A 21581-nucleotide genomic window follows, 5' to 3' on the forward strand; every position below is an offset into this window, starting at 1 on the left:
AATGATCAAGCAGGGGATATACAAGCAAAAATGAGAAACAGTTAAGCATTTCCATATAATTTGAGGAGGGAATTGGCAGATGACTCTGACCATCTATGGACTAGAATGCAAATCTACAAAGAAAGCAAGGCAGTGGCTGAAAAAGCACGAGATTCCGTTTGTTGACCGCAATATTATCAAGGAACCGCTTACCGTTAACGAGTTGCAGGAAATATTAAGAAGGACGGTGGACGGAACAGATGGAATCATTGCGACCCGGTCGAAAATATATAAGGAATTAAATCTGGATGTTGAGGAGCTATCTCTTCAGGAGCTGCTTGAAATTCTCCACGAACAGCCAAGACTGCTCAAAAGCCCGATCATAGTGGATGAAAAGAGGCTCCTCATTGGCTATCATGAAGATGAAATACGTCAATTCCTCCCAAGGTCAACCCGGAAATCGCAGTGGATGAATTGGCGCCTCAATAATTTTAACCTGGCAGAAGGATGAAGCGAGCATTGGCGGCTCTTGGTAATTAGAAAAACCCCTGGAATGTGAAATTTCAGGGGGTTTAAAGTGGTTGAATTTTAAGAACCGTTGGATTGCCGGAAAATTGAAGCAGCATAACCGTCCCTCTGCTTTATACTCCCGGGAACCAGCCAGGTGTGCTGATAATGGCATTCCATAGTGGATCAGGAATGACAAGTTCTTCTTGTTTAGTCTTGTCAAGCTCTGTCACTATTTCCTCTTCTTTTCCTTCGGCGACTTTTTGCACCCAATCAGGATCGATGATCAGCTCTCTGCCTAATGCCAGCAGAGGAACTCCGGTGCCAAATGCCTTGCGTGCATCCTCAGCTGAATAGATTGAACCGACGCCAATCAATGGAACGCGGTCGCCGATAGTCTCCAGCAGGTATTCCATTCTTGTTTTGCTGACATCTTCAACGCCTCTTCTAGGCTGGGAAAAAAAATCCGCCAATGAAACATGCAGATAATCCAGTCCTCTATCCGCTAAGACGTCCACTAGCTTGAGTGTATCTTCCATTGTGATTCCCGGGGTTTCCGGTTCTTCCGGCGAAAAGCGGTATCCGACAATAAAAGGTACTGTGGCATGCTGGTCTACGACTTTTCGGACTTCGTCCACGACAGCCAGCGGGAAGGCCATTCGCTTCTCCAGACTTCCGCCAAAGCGGTCTTCGCGGCGGTTCGAGTGAGGGGAGAAGAATTGCTGGATCAGGTAGCCATTTGCACCGTGGATCTCAACTCCGTCATATCCTGCCTCAATCGCACGGCGGGTGGTTTCCCCAAAAGCGTGTATCATTTCTTCCACTTCTGTTTCTGTGAGCGCTCTTGGTTTCAGATCTGGAGCTTCCGTTGAAGCGCCGCCTCTCTCCGCAGGAATATCACTGGCACTGACTATTTCCCCATTAGGGACCAATTCAGGCGGGCACATCCTGCCGCCGTGAAAGATTTGCAGGACAGCCTTGGCGCCTTGTTCCTTGATGGCCTGCGCAACTCGCTTCAAGCTTGGAATCATGCTGTCCTGGTCACCGCCGAATTCACCGTGGAATCCTTTTCCGTTTGCACTTACATAGGTGCAGGCTGTTAATACCATGCTGACTCCGCCGGAGCGGCGTGCATAATAGTTTACCTCGGCATCGGTAACTGTTCCATCTGGGTTGGACGAGAAATTCGTCATCGGCGCCATCACAAGCCGGTTTTTCAATTCAACTCCATTTGGAAGAGTAAAGCTTGAAAATAGGTGCTGATTTTGCTGATTCATGTATGCGTTCCTCCAATTTTTCGCAAGTAGCCTGTAAATGGGTTATACCCATTTACCATATTAACCTTAACAATTAATAGGAGGATTATGAAATCATCTGCTTAAGAATCTTCCAGAAAGACAGACGAAGAAAAAGGCGCTTAATTCAGTAAACTTCTTTCAAAACGAAGCTTGATTTGAGGCCATTCCTCACGGGTAATGCTGTACATGACGGTATGGCGGATGCTTCCGTCCCTGGTGATCATGTGGTTCCGCAATACGCCTTCTTTTACTGCCCCGATACGTTCAATGGCTTTCTGAGACCGGATATTTTTGTGGCCTGTTTTAATCTGGACCCGGTTGAGGCCAATGTCTTCAAAACAGTACTTTAGCAATAAATACTTGCAGCTGGTATTGACAGAGGTCCGCCAATGGTCAGGGGAGATCCAGGTTGACCCGATTTCCAGGCGCTCATGCTGCTTTGAAATGTCAAGGAACCAGGTGGCACCAATGATTTTTTGCTTCTGCTTGCTGACAATCACATAGGCAATTTCCGTTCCTTTTTTCTGCTTCTCGTGCGCATCCTCCACATATTGCACAACCTGTTCTTTTGTTAACAATTCCACAGACATATGCTCCCATATCCGGTGGTCCTGGGCTGCTTTATAGAGGCCTTCAACATGGCTGTATTCCATTGGCAGCAATTGGACTACTTCGTTTTCCAAAGGTTTCATTTCATCACTCCTCGTATTTTATTAAACACCTTTTCTGGTATGATGGATATAACCAAAAATCAGATTAAAGATAATACCAGGGAGTGGATTATGGAACTACAGATTATATTCACGGACGAACGCCCCAAGTATATACAAATCTATCAAGCTATTTTGAAATCCATTCTGGAAAAAAGTATGCCGCCTCATCATAAGCTTCCTTCAAAAAGGAACCTGGCGCAGCAATTGAATGTAAGCATCATGACGGTTCAGCTCGCGTACGAGCAGCTGCAAAGCGAAGGATATATCTATTCGGTGGAAAGGCAAGGGTATTTTGCTTCAGCTATGGAGGAGGACTGGCAATATGCAGAGAAGCCGTCTGTCCAGCCAAAGGAAAGTGTGGGGAAGGAGATTGGCATCAATTTTAAAAATGGCCAGGTTGATGCTGGAGCGTTTCCGTACAAGCAATGGCTAAGGCTTTACAAAAAACAGCTGCAGGTTTTAGATGGAGCTAATGCGCCATGGCAGGGAGAGGATGCCCTGAGAGTCCAGATTGCTTATTATCTGCAGCAGGCAAGAGGCCTTGAGTGCCAGCCGGAGCAAATCTATGTGTTCAGCGGCTTTCAGCAGCAGCTCTTGAATCTCTGCCTGTTTTTTAAGCGGCCGGCTGTTGGAATGGAAGAGCCGGGCTTTATGAGGGCAAGGTCTGTGTTCGAACAGCTCCAGCTAAACTGTTCCCCAGTCCCCGTTGATGGAGAAGGCTGCAGCGTACCTGATGAGACTGTAAAGCTGTTGTATACCACTCCTGCGCATCAGTATCCTACAGGTGTGATCATGTCGGCATCCCGAAGAATGCAATTATTGAATTGGGCTTCACAGCAAGGTTCCTACATACTTGAAGATGACTATGATTCGGAATTTCGCTATGCAGGGGCTCCGATTGCGACACTGTCGCATTTAGACCATCGCGACTGCGTATTTTACTTTGGCACCTTTTCAAAAACGCTGCTTCCGTCTTTACGGATAAGCTACATGGTTGTACCAGCCTCTCTTACAGATGATTTTGAGGAATTCAACGCTTTCCAGAAGTCCACTGTTTCAAGGATCGACCAGCTGGCGGTGTCCCGATTTATGGAAGAAGGCTTCTACGCAAAGCATATTGCCAAAATGAGAACATTGTATCGCGCAAAACGAAATTGCCTGATTCATTGCATTACAGAATATCTGGGCGAGGAATTTAAGGTAAAGGGGGATTCAGCCGGCTTGCATATAATCCTGGGGCTGCCGGAAGGATTGGAGGAGAGTGATGCGGTTGAACGGGCGAAAGAAGCGGGTGTCATGCTGGACCGGGCTTCAACAATGTATCAGCTGGAAAAGCCCCGGAACCATATTATGATCGGTTATGGCGCACCCTCCATGGACGAAATCTCATTTGGAGTAGAAATGCTGGCAAGAGTTTGGAATCCAAGTTAAGAAAACAGGACCAAAAAAAGGCCGAAAATGGCCTTTTTTTGGTCTGTACAGAATTCAGTTTCCGGCACCGCGATACCTTTTTACTCCCGAATTCCACAGGAAGACGGCGATACTAAAGAAAATCAATCCCATAACAGGAGTGAAAAAAGCATATCCATACCATTCTTGTTTATTAAGAAAGTAGGCAGCAGGATAAACGCCGACAAATGCAAATGGCAGAATCCAGGTCAGGACGAAGCGTATGATTTTATGATAAATATTAACCGGATATCGCCCGTAGTTGCTGATATTATACATCATCGGCATAATATCAGTCCGGCTGTCCGACCAGAAGCCGATGGTCGCAATGGAAATGAAAATGCCGGCATAAATAAGGGCACCGCCCACAACCATGGCAATGAACAGGAACACATCATACCAGGCAAACGCCAATCCCAGGTTCTTTCCGGCATAGCCCATCACCACCAGTCCGGTTATCACACCAAATAAGGATTCCAGCTCCATGCGTTCCATAATAATCTGGAACAGGCTGTGCACCGGACGTGTCAGGACCCGGTCCATTTCTCCTTTGACAATATAGCGTTCATTAAAGTCCCATATATTGAAAAAGGAAGAAAACAACGCATAGGGAACGAGGAAGAATCCATAGATAAAAATGATCTCATCCCGGTTCCAGCCTCCTAATTGAGAGGTGAGGCCAAATACCACAAGAATGAAAACGAGGTTCACAGCCTGGAACAAGAGGTCCGAAAGTATTTCGATCAGCGTATCGACCCGGTAAGCCAATCTTGTTTTTAAATACTGGGAGGCATATTGAAAAAAGATTGAAATGTAAAACACCTCCTTAGCCTCCTTGCACAATCAATTGTTTTTTTGCCAGCAGCCACAGCATCTGAATGGGCACGAGCAGAATCAGGGCCCAGATTGCCTGCAGGACTAGAGCGTGATAGATTTCCTGTCCGGCAAAGCCTTCGGTAAATATCATGCTTGGGATATAGCTGATTGCCTGAAATGGCAAATACCCCATAATGTCCTGTGCCCAGACAGGATAAAAGGAAACAGGGAGCAGAAGGCCGGAGAACAAATCAATCACAACACGCTTGGCCCTAATCAAACCTGTGTTATTAAATAAAAAGAAGGTCATAATTCCCGTCAGCAGGTTGATTTGCGTGTTCACAATAAAGCTGAACAGCAGCGACACAAAGAAAAACATCCACGTTGTCAGGCTGGCAGAAAAGCTGACAGGAAAGAGCATGGCAACAATGATCATGCCCGGGACAGAGAAGAAGAATAGCCGGAAGATTCCTTCCCCTAAAGCCTGCATCGTTTTCATTCCCAGGTAGTTATAAGGGCGGATCATCTCAATCGCAACTTTTCCGTCCTGGATTTCCGCTGCGATTTCGCGGTCAATATTATTAAAATAAAATGCCCTGGCCATCCAGGCAACCGCTACATATGTCGTCATCTGCAGGACGGACAGTCCCTGGATCTCTTCCTTTCCTCCGTAAATCGCCGACCATAGAAAATAGTAGGCGCCGATATTGATGCTATATATAAGGATTCCACTGTAATAGTTCGTCCGGTAAGCAAGCATCATTAAAAAGCGGATGCGGATCATTTCTAAATACATGCTCATCTAATGGTCATTCCTTCTTCATATATCTTCCGGACGATCTCTTCAGTTGATATTTCATTTATCCTTACATTTTTTATTGGATTGCTTTGTACAACTTCACTGATTAATTGTGACACAAGCCGTTCGTCTCCATTCACATACGCCAGCCATGTAGCATCATCTTTGTGTTCCCAGCTTACATTTGCCATGCCGGGAAGACCGTCGCTGTCCACTTCCTTAAGAAATTCAAATTCCACTTGCTTTCCTTCGACTGCTGATGTTTGCAGCTGGCTGAGCTTTCCGTCATAAATGATTTTTCCTTCATCCAATAAAACGACCCGTTCACAAAGGGCTTCTATGTCGGTCAGGTCATGTGTGGTCAATAGAATGGTGGTTTTGTATTGTTCATTAATTTCTTTCAGGAATTTACGGATTTTTAATTTAACCAGTACATCCAGGCCAATCGTCGGCTCGTCCAGAAAAAGGAGCGGAGGATTGTGGATGAGCGCCGCAGCCAGTTCACAGCGCATTCGCTGCCCTAATGAAAGCTTCCTTACCGGTTTATCAAGCAAAGGCCCAATTTCCAGTGTTTCAATTACATGTCCCATATGCCGGTTATAGTCTGCGTCCGAAACACGATATACCTTCTTCAGCAGCCGGAAGGACTCTTGAACGGCAATATCCCACCACAGCTGGGATCGCTGTCCGAACACAACGCCAATTGTCCTTACAAATTCTTCCCGTTCTTTATGCGGGTCCATGCCGTTTACCACAATCGACCCAGAAGTTGGCGTAAGGATGCCTGTCAGCATTTTGATCGTCGTTGATTTGCCTGCTCCATTCTCGCCAATGTAACCGACCATCTCCCCTTGTTTTACGGTTAGAGAAATATCATCGACGGCTGCATGCACCTTGTAATTCCTTGTCAACAAGTCCCGAAAAGCCCCGGTTAACCCAGGGCGGCTTGAAAATGACTTAAACTCTTTTCGCAAATTTTGAACTTCAATCACGTTCATTTTGATCCCCCTGAGACTTACTTATATTCTGCAAGTGCATAATACACAAAATTTAATTTTACTCCTGGCACCGGATTCAGGCAAGCGGGAATGGGGACAGCTGGGGAACTTTCCTGTGAAAGGTGAGATTATCCAATTTTTCTAGTATAATCTATATTTATACGATGCAGAGAAACGGTGAGGATGAAAACAGTGAAGACATTAACCATTGAACAGTTAGCAAGCAAGTTTTCTTTACAAGTGATTGTTGGAACGGAAAAACTCCAGACTGAAATCAAACAGCCCCGGTCACACCGGCCAGGCTTAGAATTTGTCGGGCACTTTGACTTTTTTCCGACCCAGCGGGTTCAAATTCTTGGCAAAAAGGAAATTACCTATTTGCACAAGCTGAGCCATGAAGAACGCAAAATGCGGATTGGAAACATTGTTAAATACCATCCGCCTTGCTTCATTGTTACTGCTGGCGACAAGGGGCTGACTTATTTGACTCAGCATTGCATCGAAGAGAATATCCCCCTGCTTTTAACGAAAGAACCGGTTGTAACAACGGATTTCATTGCCAGGCTTGACGCCTATATGGTCAAGGAATTGGCACCTGAGATGACGGTCCATGGAGTATGTGTGAATGTGTTCGGAATTGGCCTTTTGCTGCGCGGCGATTCGGGAGTAGGCAAAAGTGAGACGGCACATACCCTGATTGGGCGCGGCCATAGATTGGTGGCAGACGATATTGTTGTCTTAAAAAAGCTAAGTGCGCAGACACTATTAGGAACGCATGATGAAAAGACAAAAGAATTCCTGGCTCTTCGCAGCATAGGGCTGTTGAATGTAGTACGGTCCTATGGACAAAAAGCTTTTCAGAACGAAACCCGCATCGCCCTTGAAATCAATCTGACCAAGTGGGAAAAAGATGCGCTAAACAACGACCTGGAACAGGAGCCAAGCTACACGGATTATATGGGCATCAAAATTCCTTCAATGGAAATTCAGCTTCAGCCCGGTCGCGATATTGCCGGCCTGATCGAGGCAGCTGCCAACAACTGGTTCCTCAGGCAGCAAGGCTACAGCGCCGCAGAAGACTTCCTCAGCCGCCTAGAGCCCGAATTTTCCGTCAGCAACGAATAACCTTCGTCCATTTCCTTTTTATGAATAACTCTTCCTGGGTCTTGGAATTCTAAACAAGACTGAGTCAAAAAAGGAGATTGAGAATATGTACTTTTATAAAGAAGATCTGATTAATATGATTGTGCCGGATAAACCTGACCCCCATGCTGCCAGGGTGCTGCAGGAAGCGCTTGGGGGACAGTTTGGCGAAATGAGGACGCTGATGCAGTTTTCCTTTCAGAGCGCCAATTTCAGGGGGAATGCCAAACCGTACCGCGACCTGATTAGGGGAATATTCCTTGAGGAGCTAAGCCATGTTGAACTTGTCCAGTCTACAATCAACCAGCTGCTGAATGAAGCCGGGGGAAGCATGCCTGGTAATCAGGCGGCCGATGCTGCTCCCCTTGATGATGTAATACAGGGAGGAGCCAATCCGCATCATTTTATTATCGGGGCAAAAGCCTCCCTGCCTGTAGATGCAGCGGGGAATCCATGGAACGGATCGTGGGTTTACGACCATGGCAACCTGGCTGCCAACCTTCTGAATAATGTGGTTCTTGAATCTACAGGAGTTCTCCAAAAATCAAGGATTTACGAAATAAGCAGCAACAAAGCGCTGCGGGAGACCATTGCCTTTTTGATGGTACGGGATAATGCGCACCAGAATGCCTTCGCAAAAGCGCTGGAAACATTGGGTGTACAATGGGGTAATCTGTTTCCAATTCCGAATTATGATTTAAATAAATACCCTGAGTGCCGGAAATACGTAGAGATGGGCTTCCACAATGCCCAATTCAATTTCAGGCTCGACGAAACAAGAATCGGCGAGATTTTCCAGGGAACCACACCGAGCAGGAATGGCGGGGATTTGGCCGTTACCGATCCGCCAAAAGGCTATCCTGTACCGGAGATGCCTGACATGCCTAATGAGCATGCTTCAGGGCTGTATGACTTAAATAATTGATTTCTAAAAAAACGAGCTGCTTCCGCAGCTCGTTTTTTGGTTAAAACCAAATTTCAGGGAAAATATCTTAACTCCATCTATACAACCCATCCTATTTGTTATATTTTTAGCATAATAAGTAAAAAACCAATTTTATGAAAATGCCGAGGTTTTGTATATGTATCTATTTATCTCGATGAAAAAAGCCGGCAAGCGAAAAAACGAAATTACCAGGCAAAGGATTCAATTGCCATCCCGCCCTAACACATTGAGAGCGCTTCTGACCGAAGTGATTTGCCAGAATGTGAAGCAGCTCAATGACAAGGAAACGGAACAGCCCCTCATCTCCTATCTTCCTCCCATGGAAATAGCGGATCAGAGTGCCAGCGGAAAAGTGGGGTTTGGAAGTATTTATAACAGCAGGAAAGCAGACGAAAAAGAAGCAGTGCAAACGGGTATTCAGGCATTTGAGGATGGATTGTTCATAGCGTTTTTAAATGACATTGAGATAAAAGAGCTGGATTCGCCGCTTGCAATCAGCGAGGGGGATGAACTTGTGTTCATTCGGCTGACGATGCTGGCGGGTAGAATGTGGTGATTCCGGAGGATGAAAAATATGGATGCGCGGAGAAATCAACATTATGAGAAAGAGCTTCTGCAAAAAGCCGAAAATTTGGATGAAACAGGGAAGAAGCTGGCTAAACGGATGATCAAAATCATCCAGAACCATTCTTTTGAAAGAGACCGCCACATAAGGGCATTCAACAGGGCTTTGAATGAAGCGGAGCAGGGGCCTGCCGAGAAGTTATCCCTCCTTGTCCAGCTCGCCCATAACTTGCTAGGCAAGCCTTATGAAGATGTCATGGCCTATATTGTTTCCTATGCGGCTGACTATCCATACAGCGAGGGCTATGAACGTAGGCCTTACCGCACCAGGAACATGGCCAAGCATATGGAGCGCGTGCTGGAAAAATGCATATCCCTGTTCGATCTTGGCAGGTTTGAAGGTTCAGTCGTCGAGCTTATGACCAATGAAAACGAAGACGTCGACACAACCGCCTTGCCTGACCTCCTTGCGTTTGAGCTGGACAGGGATAACCAGCAGGTAATGGAGTTTCTGAGAATGAGCATCTATGGCGACAACAATACGGCCTTCCTTACCCGCGGCATCATCAAAGGGCTGTTTTTAAGCCATCGACAGGAAGCCTACCAGATGGCAGGCGAGCTGCTTGTGGCCGCCAGGCTCCAGGAAGGCCTGCGCCAAAGCATTGTTGAAACGATGGATGAAGGGACCCTCGAAGGAACGGTCCATCTTTTAAAGGTGATTCTCGAAGAAAACCTGATTCGTTACAGCTCCGTCATCAGGGCGCTGGATGTATGGACAGGCCTTACCCTGGAAGCCGAGAGTGCAAGAGTTGCAAAACAAACCCTGCAATATGTCCATGAATGCCTGATAAATGGGTCAACCCGGAACGAATGGCTTCAGAGCGAGGATGCCAACAAGCTTTATATCAGCCTCTGGGCAAGTGCGGTAATTGAAGAAGAGGATGCCGAACAGCATATTGCCCTCGTCATGAAAACGGGAAAAAGGTATCAGAAAATTGTCGCTCTGTTCCTGCTCTTGCAAAGCCAGAACGAGACGTTAAAATATGCGATTTCTTCCGCCTTCCTGGAGGAAACCGACCAGGAGCTGCGCACGCTGCTTCTTGAGAATTACCCATATGATTTTGGATTTACCTCTGCTTATAATCATAGGACGAATCAATATGTCGATCACATTTATCTTGAAAGGGTTCCTTCTCTCGAAGACAAAGCGGAACGGATGCGGCAATTTTCCCTGTTCAGGGAAATGCTTTCGGCTGCACCGAAGAAACCGGTGACGTTTCCTTCCAAGGTATTCAAGGATATTCAGCTGACGTATTCGGCGGATGCTATTGCCAGCAAAATGATGTACCTGGCTTCCTATGATAAGGACCCTGGCATGATATCAGTGCTGATGGACTATAAAGACTGGCTTAGTTCAGAAACAAGAGGCTCCTTGCTGGATTGCTTTGTGTCAGGAGATCATGATGAAAACCAGCGGAAATTTATTTTTGCCTGTCTATCCGACAGGAGTAATATTAACCGGGAAAAAGCGCTGGCCAAGGCGGCAAAATTGAAGCTTACGTCAGCAGAAATCAAAAGGGTCGAAGAGCTATTGAAATTAAAAAGCGGAAATTTGCGCCAGCAGGCTATCAAGCTATTGCTGAAATTGGATGAAAAACAGCTGAACTCAGCTCTGGATTCTCTGCTGACAAGCAAAAGTGAAGGACAGCATGTAGGTGCACTGGAAATTCTTCATGAATTAAAGGAAGCGGCTCCGAACAGATATCAACACCTGCAGGACAAGTTGAAAATCCTGAAGCAGCCATCGCCAAAAGAGCAAATTTTAATAGACAAACTATTCCAGCAGGAAGAGCATAGCCTGAAAAATGGCTTTAACCTGTTTGACCCTGCCCAGGAATGCCTTTTAACTGTGCCGGCAGAACTTAAACAAATACAGTTAATCGAAGTTTTTTCGATGACCAAGGAACGGATTTTTGAAATTTTGACCGCGCTTTCGAATGCTGTTCATGAGCATCGGGAGTTTCAATATAAAATCGATTGGTATGGTTCCACGGAATCATTGGTTCTGGGGGCTGAATTGCGAAGAGAACATTCTTTCCATGGCGACGGTGAAAGAGGATTGGCATCCTTGCCGTTTTCAGAAGTTTGGGGAAGCTGCTTTAAGGGCACGGCCGTTACGGTTCGGGAAGCACTCGAACTGGCTCTGCTTGTGGAAATGGATTATGTGTACCGCTACTTCCATGGGAAGCTTGAATACTGGGAGCGGAGTGGCAAAAAGCGGCTGGATGAATGGAGAAAGGAATTCCTCGAGTCTATCTATCCATTGGAAAAAGCGCAGGAATTTCATCAGTTTCTCGAAGAGCTGGCTTATGGGGAGCAGTTAAAACAGATCATTACCGCCTTTTTTGAGGATTGCGACAGGAAAGAAGTGTTCCCGGTCGCATCAGGGGTTCTTTACTACATGATTGAAGCCATGCCGGCGGAAATGCGCAAGCGGGAAAGAGGCATACTTGAGATTTTGACGGAGCCATGGCAGCAATGGACGAGGAACTCTGTTTACGATGTCTCTTCCTTCAGCAGCAGTTTTTTCCTTGCCTATAAATTGTATGCCTACAGCGGCTATAAATATTTTGTCCCTCCACTGGATGAGTTTCTCCGTGCCTATGAAATGAAGCTGATTGACGAAAATGAACTTATTAAAGAGATCCTGGTCAGGGAAGATAGCCGCCGGCGAGTCTATGAATGGACGAATCCAAAGGAGAGGTGGGACAAGAAATATCCTTCAACAGCTCCCCTTAAGGAAAAGGTGATTTCCAGAATCCTCGAGATAGAATTAAAGAGAGGGGACTTGCCGACGGAAATGACTTTTCTGGCCTCTGAAATTCAATATTTTGAGGGAATGGAGTATTTTGCCGCGATCTTGACGGCACTTGATAAAGAAACGTTTGTACGCGGATATATTTATCTGTTTAATGAGGGATCATTTACCAAAAAGGAGTCATTGAGCCATCTGCTCCGGGTATGCCATCCTAAACCTGAAGAAACTCTTGAGGGCTTTGCTACGCTGATCCAAGGGAAAAACATTTCAGACAAGCGATTGCTGGAAGCGGCCATGTATGCGCCGCAATGGATCGACATGGTCGCCGCCTATTTAAACTGGGAGGGGCTGAAATCCGCTGCCTGGTATTTTCATGCCCATATAAACGAAGCGATGTCTCCTGAAAAAGAAACCACCGTCGCCCGCTATTCCCCAATTTTCCCGGAGGAATTCAACGACGGTGCCTTTGATATAAATTGGTTCACAACAGCATACGAAACTTTGGGAGAAGAGAGATTCAGGGTTCTTTATGAGTGTGCGAAGTATATTTCTTCAGGGGCCAACCACCGCCGCGCCCAGCTTTTTGCCGATGCCGCGCTTGGAAGGGTGCAGCTCGATGATTTGAAGAAGTCTGTTATAGATAAACGAAACAAGGACCACTTGCTCTGCTACAGCCTCGTTCCGCTAGTGGGAGAGAACCCAAAGGAGATCCTTGAACGCTACCAGTTTATTCAGCAGTTTTTAAAAGAAAGCAGGCAGTTCGGTGCAATGCGCCGGGAAAGCGAAGCAAAAAGTGTCCATATCGCGCTCGATAACCTGGCGAGAAACGGCGGGTATAAGGATGTGACAAGGCTAAGGTGGGAGATGGAGGCCAGGCAGATGGATGAATTGGCACCGTATCTCGAGCCGCTGACGGTCGATGATCTTACCGCACAGCTTGTGATTGATGAATACGGCAGGGCAAGCCTGACTGCAAGCAAAAACGACAAACTCCTCAAGAATATCCCGGCTAAATATAAAAAGCATGAAAAGATCCTTCTTCTGAAGGAAATAAGCGCTAACCTGAAGGATCAGTACAACCGGGCAAAAAGGGAACTTGAAACATCAATGGAAAAGGAAACAGCATTTTCATTGAAGGAATTGACTAATATGATGAAAAATCCGGTCATCGCACCTCTTGTGAAGACTCTAGTGTTCAAGGCTGGCAGACACTTAGGATTCATCCAGGATGAAACCCTTGAGGATGCAGAAGGAAAAAGCTATCACATCCAGGCGGAAGATGAAATTGTCATCGCGCACCCGGTCCATCTGTTTGAGAGCGGAAGCTGGAGCGGCTACCAGAGGATTCTTTTTGAAAGAAAGCTTAAACAGCCTTTTAAACAGGTTTTCAGGGAACTTTATTTGCCGAACGGAGATGAACAGGGAGACGAGAAGGTTTCAAGAAGATATGCCGGTCATCAGATCCAGCCAAGGAAGGCGCTGGCCCTTCTAAAAAACCGGTTGTGGACGGTGAACTATGAGGAAGGACTTCAGAAAGTTTTTTACAAAGAGAACATCATTGCCACCATTCAGGCCCTATCGGACTGGTTTTCACCATCCGATATTGAAAATCCGACAATTGAAGGTGTGGAGTTTTTTGACCGCCAAAGCCATAAAGCAATCCAATTAACCCAAATCCCCAAAGTGATTTTTTCAGAGACAATGAGGGATGTTGACCTCGTTGTAAGTGTTGCCCATGCAGGCGGTGTTGATCCGGAAGCAAGCCTGACAACGATTGAAATGCGGAAAGTCATCCTTCTTGAATCGCTGCACTTAATGAAGCTGGACAATGTAAGAGCGGAAGGGAACTTTGCCCATATTTCCGGCCAGTTTGGCGATTATAATGTCCATTTGGGAAGCGGAACGGTGTTCAAGCAGGGAAAAGGAGCCATTCACATCGTTCCTGTCCATTCGCAGCACCGGGGCAGGCTGTTCCTGCCGTTTTTGGACGAAGACCCGAAGACCGCAGAAATTTTATCCAAAACAGTCCTGCTGGCGAATGATGCAAAAATCAAGGATCCTCATATTTTGGAGCAAATCAGATCATAACCCTTGTTTCGACCCAATGTTGGCGGAAGCTCGCCGCTAATTTTTAAAGCCCATATTAAACACGTCCAAAAATGAAAATAGGTGTTTGTCTATCCCAAAGTACGGGACCTTAGCATAGGATACAGCAAACAAAAGATGGAGGTGTGTTTCATGGGAGGTCCTGGTGCTGGAGGTTACGGCTCTGGATTCGCGTTAATTGTGATTCTGTTTATTCTTTTGATCATCGTAGGTGCTGGTTTTATGGGTCATGGTTTCTACTAGATCAGTATAAGCTTTTATTCGGAGGCCTGCAGGAATTTACCTGCAGGCTTTTGCATGATTTTATATTTGTACTCACAGGTAAAAGGGAGAATAGGTGGCTTTCTGAGCTTTTTATCGTTCAACACCATATCAAATGGTATAGTTAAAAGAAAAAGCGAGGTGGAGGAGATGAAAAGGTTGGCACTTTCATGGAGCGGAGGAAAGGATGGCTGTCTGGCCCTTGATGTTTTGGTGAACCAGGGTATGGAAATTGCATGCCTTCTAACTACGGTTCCTGCTGAAATCGGCAGGACATTCGGCCATGGTGAAAAAATGCAAAGCATCACGCTGCAGGCAGAGGCTCTCGGGATACCGGTGCATTTCATACAGTGCACATTTGAAGAATACACACAAAGTTTTGTCAGTGATTTAAAGAAATTGAAGGAATCTCATAGGCTCACTGGAGTCGCATTTGGAGATTTGTATTTCCAGCCACACCGGGAATGGGGCGAAAAAGTCGCATGCGAAGCAGGCCTTGAAGCAGTTTATCCATTATGGATGAAAGAAGAAGAGTCGCTGAAGGCTTTGGAAACTTTTATAAACTCGGGCTATAAATCGACTGTCATCAGGGTGCGTGAGGATGTGCTGCATGCTTCCTGGCTGGGAAGGGAGTTGAATCAGTCCTTTCTGCGCGATATCCAGAAGGAGGAGGTTTGCCCAATGGGAGAGGCGGGGGAGTACCATACCTATGTTCATGACGGGCCGCTGTTCAGGAAAAGAATCATCCTGGAGGGTCCGGAAGTTATCCAGCTGGAATCGACGAAAAAACTGGAATACAAAAAATACTCCATAGTCCCCAAACATACTAAATAAAAACAGAAAAACGAGGCTGCCTGCTTCCTGGCGGCTCTCGTTTTCTGCGGTCCTTATTCTTTTAATCTAGCAAGCTCAATGATCATCACGATGAGCATGAGCAGCTGAAGCATAACCTCAGTTTCCATGGCAGCAGCCTCCCATCCTGGATTGTTTTCAATCCTCCGGCTTCCCCACGGAACCAAGACTTACGCTTCCCCAGTACCATATATATGGTATTTGCTGCGAAATAGAACCTGATTTATCAAAACAAATCCAGGAAGCGGGCCCAAATTCCTTTCTTTTCCTCAGGCTGTTCCTCTGCTGTTTCTTCTTCGGCAACCGCAATTTTCTCTGTCTTGATGATAAATTGTACGGTATTAATGGTATCGTTGTTCTCTTCGGAAACAAACGACACTGCTTCAAAATCCGCATTTTCAAATTCAGCGATCATTTTGTCGATTTCTTTTTTCATCTGCTCGGGCAGGTCGCGGGTGGCATCATATAACTGATTGCTTCCGGTGTAAAGCTGGCTGGTGCCGCCCGCCAACTGTTTCACACCGCCTGATAGCTCGGAGATTCCCGCATCAAGGCCGGTATAGGAGTTTGCCAGCTGGCTGGTTCCTTTTGTATATTCCACGAGCCCGCTGTGAAATTGACTGTAATTCGAGGCCAGATCGGCCATTCCTTCCTGGAGCTGTACCAAGCCGCTGTCATTTCCCATGCTTTCAAGGGAGGAAGCAAGGCCGTTTGCCATATTTTCTAGATTATTCGCCATCTCACCAAGACCGCCGCTCATTTGCTGCAGTGCGGGCTGGACAGCGTCAAAGCTTTGTTTTACAGCAGCATAGTTGCCTTTGGCTGTACGGGCAGCAGAGTAGGTTTTTACCAGCTGATCGATGACCTTTGGGTCTGCACCGCTCTCGTAGAGCTTCTGGATTTGCTGTTCGGAAATTTCATATTCGGGAATGCCGGCCATCGCTTCGTTCAGCTGACCGTAGGCAGCGTTATAATTTTGTCCAAGAGAATTAAGCCCGGCGGACGTTTCCTTTAAGGCATTTGCGATTTCCGCAAGTCCGGCCTGCATTTCACCCAGTCCTCCTGTGCTGCCATTGGCTGAATTCTGGCCGAGAGCTCCATTAATCGATTTAAGAGCTTTCTCGATGGAAACGGAAGCATTAACCAGCTCACCAGAAGAGGCGCTAAGCTGGTTGATGCCATTTTTATATTGGGCGGAGCCTTTTTGCAGCTGGGCGGCTCCTTCATTCAATTGCGACACACCTGTGTTCAATTCACCGACTCCATTCCTCAGCTGCAGGATGGCATCGGAAAGGGAAACCATCTCACCCGTCATTTCATTTACATCCGGTGCGTCAATGGATAGGGTGGAGGGTACGCCTGCAATATCGATTCCAGCGAGCTCGAAATCAACTGCATCTGCTTCAAGGCTAAGTTGTGCTTCCTTCTCCGGCATTACATTAAATGTCACCTGCTTGTTCTTGCCGGCATTCGCAATCATGCCTTCTTCAGACTGTATGTTGCTGAAGAGGGCACCATCAAGAGTCAGCGATATTTGAAGCAGATAGTTTTCAAAAAAGACTGGGTCTGCGTCTCCATTGGGAGAGGTGGTAATTTTAATCTCAATATGGCCATCCTTTCCCGCGAGCTGTTCGGGGGAGATTTTCTTGCCATCCAGCTCATAGGAAACGGCAATTCTCCAAGGTAATGGGTCATCGTCCATGTTCCCCTGATAATAGAACTTTCCTTCAGGTGCCTCAAACGCCACCGTGCCATCATTTTGTTTGATTTCCGTCAGGTCTGTCAGGTTTTTTACGCTTTCATAGCGGCCATAGTCGGTAAGGGTTCCAGCTTTCTGTACGTCAAAATTGTTGACTACATAAATTTCGCGCTGAGCACCTGTTGCGCTGAGAGTCGCATAAACAACCTCATCTTTAGAAGCTATTTCCCCGGCAGACTGGACAGCACTGCTTCCGTTAGGAGCGGCACTGACAAGAAATGCTGGCAAAACAAGTACCGTCGCCATAACTCCTGGCAGCATCCATTTTCTTTTCATCATCATTTCCCCTTGTAAAAGTTTGCTTTCCAAGTTGTTTTTTCAATCCATTTATCAAACACAAGCAGCAAGGCGGGCAGGAAGAATACAACCATCACAAATGCCAGCAGGGCGCCCCGGCCCAATAGAAGCCCAATCGAAGTAACAATCGGGTTGGAGGATGTCACCCATAGGATGAATCCGACGCTGGATAAAATTGAAGCGGAAATCCCGATGGAGAATATTTTCTCATTCAAGGTTTTCCTGATTGCTTCCTTCGAGTTCATTTTCCTGCGATTCTTTTCATAATCCTCGGTAAGGAGGATGGCATAGTCGACCGTTGCAGCCAGCTGTATGGTGCTTATCAGAAGGTATCCCACATACACGAGGGAAGAATCCGTAAAGTAGGGAACCGACAAATTCATCCAAACTGCAGATTGAATCGTTAACAGCAGGACCACCGGCATTGAAATAGACTTAAAGGTTACCAGAAGGACTAGGGCGATTGAAACGACGGTTAAAAGATTGACCAACGTATTATCCTTTTGGACGGTGTTTTTAATATCGTACAATGTGACGCTTTCCCCAAGCGAGTGGAAATCTTCACCATAAAATCGTCCGGCCGCGGATTGAACTTCTTTAATCACCGAGAAAGCCTCTTCGCCTTCACTTTTGGTGTCTGTCTGCAGGATGATCCGGCTGTAATTTTCAGAGTAAAATTGCTTTGTAATCGATTCATCCAGATATTCAGGCGGAATTGCTGCATCAACGGTGTTTACATAGGAAAGGACACTGGTCACATGGTCGATTTTTTCCAATTCCTGTACCAGTTCTTCTTCCTTGGCAACGTCACCTTTGGGAACGAGCAGGACAATCGGGGTATAGCCGCCGAATTGCTCCTGGATTTTCACGAAGTCACTCCCAGCTCTTGTACTTTCAGGCTGGTCGCCGATTCCATAGGTAAAGTCCGTCCGGCTTTGTGCCAGGAAAGCAGGCAGAATCAGAATGAAGACGATCAATAAGCTGAACATCCTTGCTTTAATGACCGTGCTGCCAATTTTATTGAAGCTAGGCAGCAAGGGCTTATGCTGGGTTTTATCAATCCATTTAAAAAACATTAGCGTCAATGCCGGCAAAAAGACCATAACCGAGATGAAGCTCAATAGAATCCCTTTTACAAGGTTCACACCAAGGTCGGAACCAATTTCAAACTGCATCAGTGTCAGGGCAGTGAAGCCGAAAAAGGTGGTTGCCGCACTGGCGGTAACCGCAGGGAACGACTTTTTCATCGCCAGCTGCATCGCTTCTTCGGGATTGGACGTCTGCTTCCGGTAATCCTGGAAGCTGTGCAGCAGGAAGATGGCATAGTCCAATGAGACAGCCAGCTGCAAAATCGGGGCGACCGATTGGGTGACAAATGAAACTTCGCCAAGAAACATATTTGTTCCCATATTGATCAATATGGACACACCAATCGCGGTCAGGAAAAACACCGGCTCTGCCCAGGAAGTGGTCGATATCACCAAAATCAGGATGATGATTGGAACGAGCAGCGCTGCCGCATACATTGATTCCGTTCCGGCCATCTTCTGTGAGGTGGCGGTATTGAGCGCTTCACCGGACATGGCATTATTTTCGCCAATCAATTCGTAAATGGCATCTGTTACGGCGACTTCATCACCTTCCGCGATGCTAAACGAAAACAGGGCATTATTGTTTTTGTAGTATGATTCCAAGGCTTCCTCGTCAGCCATTTCAAGCGGAGTTTTGATATCCATCGCATCATCAAGCCAGATGACATCAGACACTCCTTCAATGGCTTCGAGCTTTTCCTTGAAAACAAGGGCTTCCTGAATGGTCACGTCATGGATCATGACTCTGGTATTTGGCACAGAGCCGGAAAACTCGTGGTCCATGATTTCAATGGCCTTTGTGGAGGGAGCATCCTCTGGCAGATAATCCACCATATTATAGTTGACCGACACCGTAAACTGAGCGAACACGCTGACAAAGGCAATCACCAAAAAGGCGACCACGATTGGCTTTTTATATTTAATGATTTTTGATGCCCATTCCACTAACATTCTCCTCTCTTGCATCGTCAGAATTTCGACTTTATTATTATATAGACACCGTGTTGGCTATACAACAAACAGTTTTTCGCTTTCCGTATGTTGCCCAACAGATTTGCGGGATGTGTTGGATAACGGGCAAAAAACTAGAGTTGGATGTCACAAATTCAGATTTTCTAAAGCAGCAAAAGGGTGAAAAGAGAAAGGCAAAGGAGTGGGGCAGGTGAACACGAAAATGGACCGGCGCAAGAAGTATACCCGGATGGTGCTGAAGGACAGCCTGATGCAGCTGCTGAAAGAAAAACCTATTTCTGCCATTACGGTTAAAGAGCTTTGCGAGCTGGCAGATATAAACCGATCCACATTTTATTCGCACTACGGAGATCACTATGATCTTCTTTCCAAAATTGAAGAAGAAATCATTGAGGATATGCAGGAAAAGCTGCAGATGTTCAATATGTGGACAGAAGAACTGATTCCGATTGAAATGATTCTTGAGTATATTGTCGATAAAAAGGATGTTTTTCTGGTTCTTTTAAAGGAAAATGGCGAAAATAACCTCCATAAGAGGGTACGTAACCTGGCTCATGGTTTTCTGGTGAATCACTTAATGAGGATGCATAGCATTGAAAAAGATAAAATAGAGTATTTGAGTATGTTTATCGTGAGCGGGAGCATCCAAATGATCATTAGCTGGCTGGATCGCGGCATGGATAAGTCCGAGAAGGAGCTGGCCGGGATGATTAATACATTCGCCAATAAGGGGCTTTTAGGCGTGGAAAGTTTATAAAAGTGAGGATAGAGTGGTGGATGGAAAGAGATTGTTTTAGCATAATAATGTTATGTTAACTTGTGGGTTCTATAGAGCGTGGAGGGTACGATGGCCAGGATGGTTAGTATATGGTTAAAAGATGATCTAAAATGTGAAGAAATTTTAGTGGTGATGCTGAGTGCGAACGGATCAAAGTAAACAAATCAATAATTTTATTAATGCTTAAAAAATGTCACTGAGTTTTTGGAGTTGGGATTGCTGACAGAAAAACAAATGATTATATTAATGACAATGATTATATTAATGGCTGAAAAAGGATTTGGTTTATAATTTTAAATTCCTGTCTCACTATCACGAGTATACTTAGGTTGTGAGACAGGAATTTAAAACGTTTATTCAATTTCCTAAAATATATATTATGTTCGGGGCGTAGATTTAGTGTTAAAGGTGGTTACTCCACCCGGTGCTTATACCCTTCCTTTTTTGCCATATCAACATCAATAAAGTTCGTGCTGTACTCAATGACGTCGTTGATAAATAATTGGTTATTCTTGGCGAACTTCTTTACCTCTTCAAGAAGCTCCTGATCATAGGTGGTTTTATATTGAACCCGATCTTTTGGTCTAGCTTCTTTATTAAATGTAATAACTCCTTGTTCCAATATATTTTGCAGGCCAGTTTCGAGTAAGTAATTAATTCGCGTGTCATATTCATCAGCAACCTTCTGCAATTCGTTGAGCAATGACTTGCTGATGTTGGTTCTAAATTTCACTCTAGAATCATCTGTGACTGCCACTAATCGGCCGTTCATTTTTTTCCACATAAATAACTCTCCAATCTTATAGTTTAGATGGATAATACATGCTGAACCATATAATCCTTTTTGTATTGTATAAAATTAGTCTCAGCGTCTTTATAGATTATTTCTGCGAGCTTAGGGAGTTCTGTTTTACCTTTTACCCAAACACGATAAATTGAATTTCCAGCCTGGCTCATTTCTATAGTAATCTCAGACCTTAGATTCCATGACTGGAAAACAGCTAACAACCCTTCAGCAAACAAAGCGCTGCCGGTTGTGACGTTCATAACATAGCCTCTTTTTTGTACCCAGCCATCTCCATCGATGACACCTCTGATAAATGAGGGCAAAAACTCAAGTGGTACTTTTGGAAAAGGAACGATTAACGATTTCCTTGCTGTAACGCCCAGTTCAACCAGATCTTTTTTTATTTCCTTTGAATTAATCAGTAATGTTGGCGTTTTTTGGGTACGTCCTCCTTTGGATAATACATAGTCTGCATTCATATAACCAGCTACCAGCTGGAGAATTCTTTCGTCTTTCTGTGAAAGTGTAACACAATGATTTTGTTTATGTACCGTTCCATCCGTAATCATAAGGCCCAGCACCCATGCCATTTCATGCGACCAGGTTTTAAAAAAGTCTTCATTCACCCTATGCTTCCTGGGCTGCCCC

Annotated in this window: 18 protein-coding genes and 2 pseudogenes; 9 read left to right on the top strand and 11 right to left on the bottom strand. The window is 45.6% G+C overall.

The annotated features are described in order from the left end of the window. Positions 1-79 precede the first annotated feature (79 nt). The gene (gene spx, locus WQ57_RS12155; protein ID WP_046523341.1) at positions 80-490 is read left to right on the top strand and encodes a transcriptional regulator Spx; all 411 of its coding nucleotides are present in this window, start codon (positions 80-82) and stop codon (positions 488-490) included. Positions 491-620: 130 nt separating this feature from the next. Here the strand turns inward: spx and WQ57_RS12160 are convergent, their stop codons facing one another. Continuing rightward, a complete protein-coding gene (locus WQ57_RS12160) occupies positions 621-1763 on the bottom strand; it encodes an NADH-dependent flavin oxidoreductase (RefSeq protein WP_046523342.1) in 1143 nt (380 codons plus the stop codon). A 140-nt stretch (positions 1764-1903) separates the two neighbouring features. Then, a complete protein-coding gene (locus tag WQ57_RS12165; RefSeq protein WP_046524049.1) occupies positions 1904-2476 on the bottom strand; it encodes a GNAT family N-acetyltransferase in 573 nt (190 codons plus the stop codon). A 90-nt stretch (positions 2477-2566) separates the two neighbouring features. Between WQ57_RS12165 and pdxR the strand changes: the two genes are divergently transcribed. After that, positions 2567-3928: a MocR-like pyridoxine biosynthesis transcription factor PdxR gene (pdxR, locus tag WQ57_RS12170; RefSeq protein WP_046524050.1), complete on the top strand. Its 1362-nt coding sequence runs from the start codon at positions 2567-2569 to the stop codon at positions 3926-3928. Positions 3929-3982: 54 nt separating this feature from the next. Here the strand turns inward: pdxR and WQ57_RS12175 are convergent, their stop codons facing one another. From WQ57_RS12175 to WQ57_RS12185, 4 genes and pseudogenes are all read right to left on the bottom strand, one after another. Then, positions 3983-4768, bottom strand: coding sequence for an ABC transporter permease (locus WQ57_RS12175; protein WP_046524051.1), 786 nt, complete (start codon positions 4766-4768; stop codon positions 3983-3985). A 4-nt stretch (positions 4769-4772) separates the two neighbouring features. Then, positions 4773-5564, bottom strand: a complete 792-nt coding sequence (locus WQ57_RS12180; protein WP_046524052.1) for an ABC transporter permease — start codon at positions 5562-5564, stop codon at positions 4773-4775. After that, positions 5561-5680, bottom strand: a pseudogene (locus tag WQ57_RS27505) (daunorubicin ABC transporter ATP-binding protein); the annotation flags it as partial. The pseudogene WQ57_RS27505 and the gene WQ57_RS12180, both read right to left, overlap by 4 nt. Positions 5681-5826: 146 nt before the next feature. Then, a pseudogene (locus WQ57_RS12185) lies at positions 5827-6559 on the bottom strand (ABC transporter ATP-binding protein); the annotation flags it as partial. A 192-nt stretch (positions 6560-6751) separates the two neighbouring features. Here WQ57_RS12185 and hprK point away from each other — a divergent pair. The 6 genes from hprK (at position 6752) to WQ57_RS12215 (ending at position 15231) form a co-directional block, all read left to right on the top strand. Further along, positions 6752-7684, top strand: a complete 933-nt coding sequence (hprK, locus tag WQ57_RS12190) for an HPr(Ser) kinase/phosphatase (protein ID WP_046524054.1) — start codon at positions 6752-6754, stop codon at positions 7682-7684. A gap of 85 nt (positions 7685-7769) precedes the next feature. Further along, complete coding sequence (locus WQ57_RS12195) at positions 7770-8627, top strand: manganese catalase family protein (protein ID WP_046524055.1); 858 nt, start codon at positions 7770-7772, stop codon at positions 8625-8627. Positions 8628-8784: 157 nt separating this feature from the next. Further along, positions 8785-9204: a hypothetical protein gene (locus WQ57_RS12200; RefSeq protein ID WP_046524056.1), complete on the top strand. Its 420-nt coding sequence runs from the start codon at positions 8785-8787 to the stop codon at positions 9202-9204. 18 nt (positions 9205-9222) lie between these two features. Next, a complete protein-coding gene (locus tag WQ57_RS12205) occupies positions 9223-14118 on the top strand; it encodes a DUF4132 domain-containing protein (RefSeq protein ID WP_052948738.1) in 4896 nt (1631 codons plus the stop codon). A gap of 150 nt (positions 14119-14268) precedes the next feature. Beyond that, entirely contained in the window at positions 14269-14379 is a 111-nt protein-coding gene (locus tag WQ57_RS25890) for a YjcZ family sporulation protein (protein WP_046524057.1), read from the top strand. Positions 14380-14547: 168 nt separating this feature from the next. Beyond that, a complete protein-coding gene (locus tag WQ57_RS12215; protein WP_046524058.1) occupies positions 14548-15231 on the top strand; it encodes a Dph6-related ATP pyrophosphatase in 684 nt (227 codons plus the stop codon). 53 nt (positions 15232-15284) lie between these two features. Here the strand turns inward: WQ57_RS12215 and WQ57_RS27340 are convergent, their stop codons facing one another. The 3 genes from WQ57_RS27340 to WQ57_RS12225 are packed head-to-tail and all read right to left on the bottom strand — an operon-like array spanning position 15285 to position 19347. Next, positions 15285-15416, bottom strand: coding sequence for a hypothetical protein (locus tag WQ57_RS27340; protein WP_277620293.1), 132 nt, complete (start codon positions 15414-15416; stop codon positions 15285-15287). Between the two features lie 59 nt (positions 15417-15475). Further along, on the bottom strand, positions 15476-17284 hold the full coding sequence (locus WQ57_RS12220) for a YhgE/Pip domain-containing protein (RefSeq protein WP_338151904.1): 1809 nt from the start codon (positions 17282-17284) through the stop codon (positions 15476-15478). Between the two features lie 2 nt (positions 17285-17286). Continuing rightward, positions 17287-19347, bottom strand: a complete 2061-nt coding sequence (locus WQ57_RS12225) for an efflux RND transporter permease subunit (protein WP_046524060.1) — start codon at positions 19345-19347, stop codon at positions 17287-17289. A 211-nt stretch (positions 19348-19558) separates the two neighbouring features. Here WQ57_RS12225 and WQ57_RS12235 point away from each other — a divergent pair, with 211 nt between their 5' ends. Further along, on the top strand, positions 19559-20125 hold the full coding sequence (locus WQ57_RS12235; RefSeq protein ID WP_046524062.1) for a TetR/AcrR family transcriptional regulator: 567 nt from the start codon (positions 19559-19561) through the stop codon (positions 20123-20125). Between the two features lie 433 nt (positions 20126-20558). On the opposite strand, the gene WQ57_RS12240 is transcribed toward WQ57_RS12235, so the two are convergent. Beyond that, a complete protein-coding gene (locus WQ57_RS12240; RefSeq protein ID WP_046524063.1) occupies positions 20559-20930 on the bottom strand; it encodes a hypothetical protein in 372 nt (123 codons plus the stop codon). 23 nt (positions 20931-20953) lie between these two features. Next, complete coding sequence (locus WQ57_RS12245) at positions 20954-21559, bottom strand: LAGLIDADG family homing endonuclease (protein ID WP_156183123.1); 606 nt, start codon at positions 21557-21559, stop codon at positions 20954-20956. Positions 21560-21581 lie beyond the last annotated feature (22 nt).

The organism is Mesobacillus campisalis, from assembly GCF_000986785.1.
Taxonomy (GTDB): Bacteria; Bacillota; Bacilli; order Bacillales; family Cytobacillaceae; genus Mesobacillus_B; species Mesobacillus_B campisalis.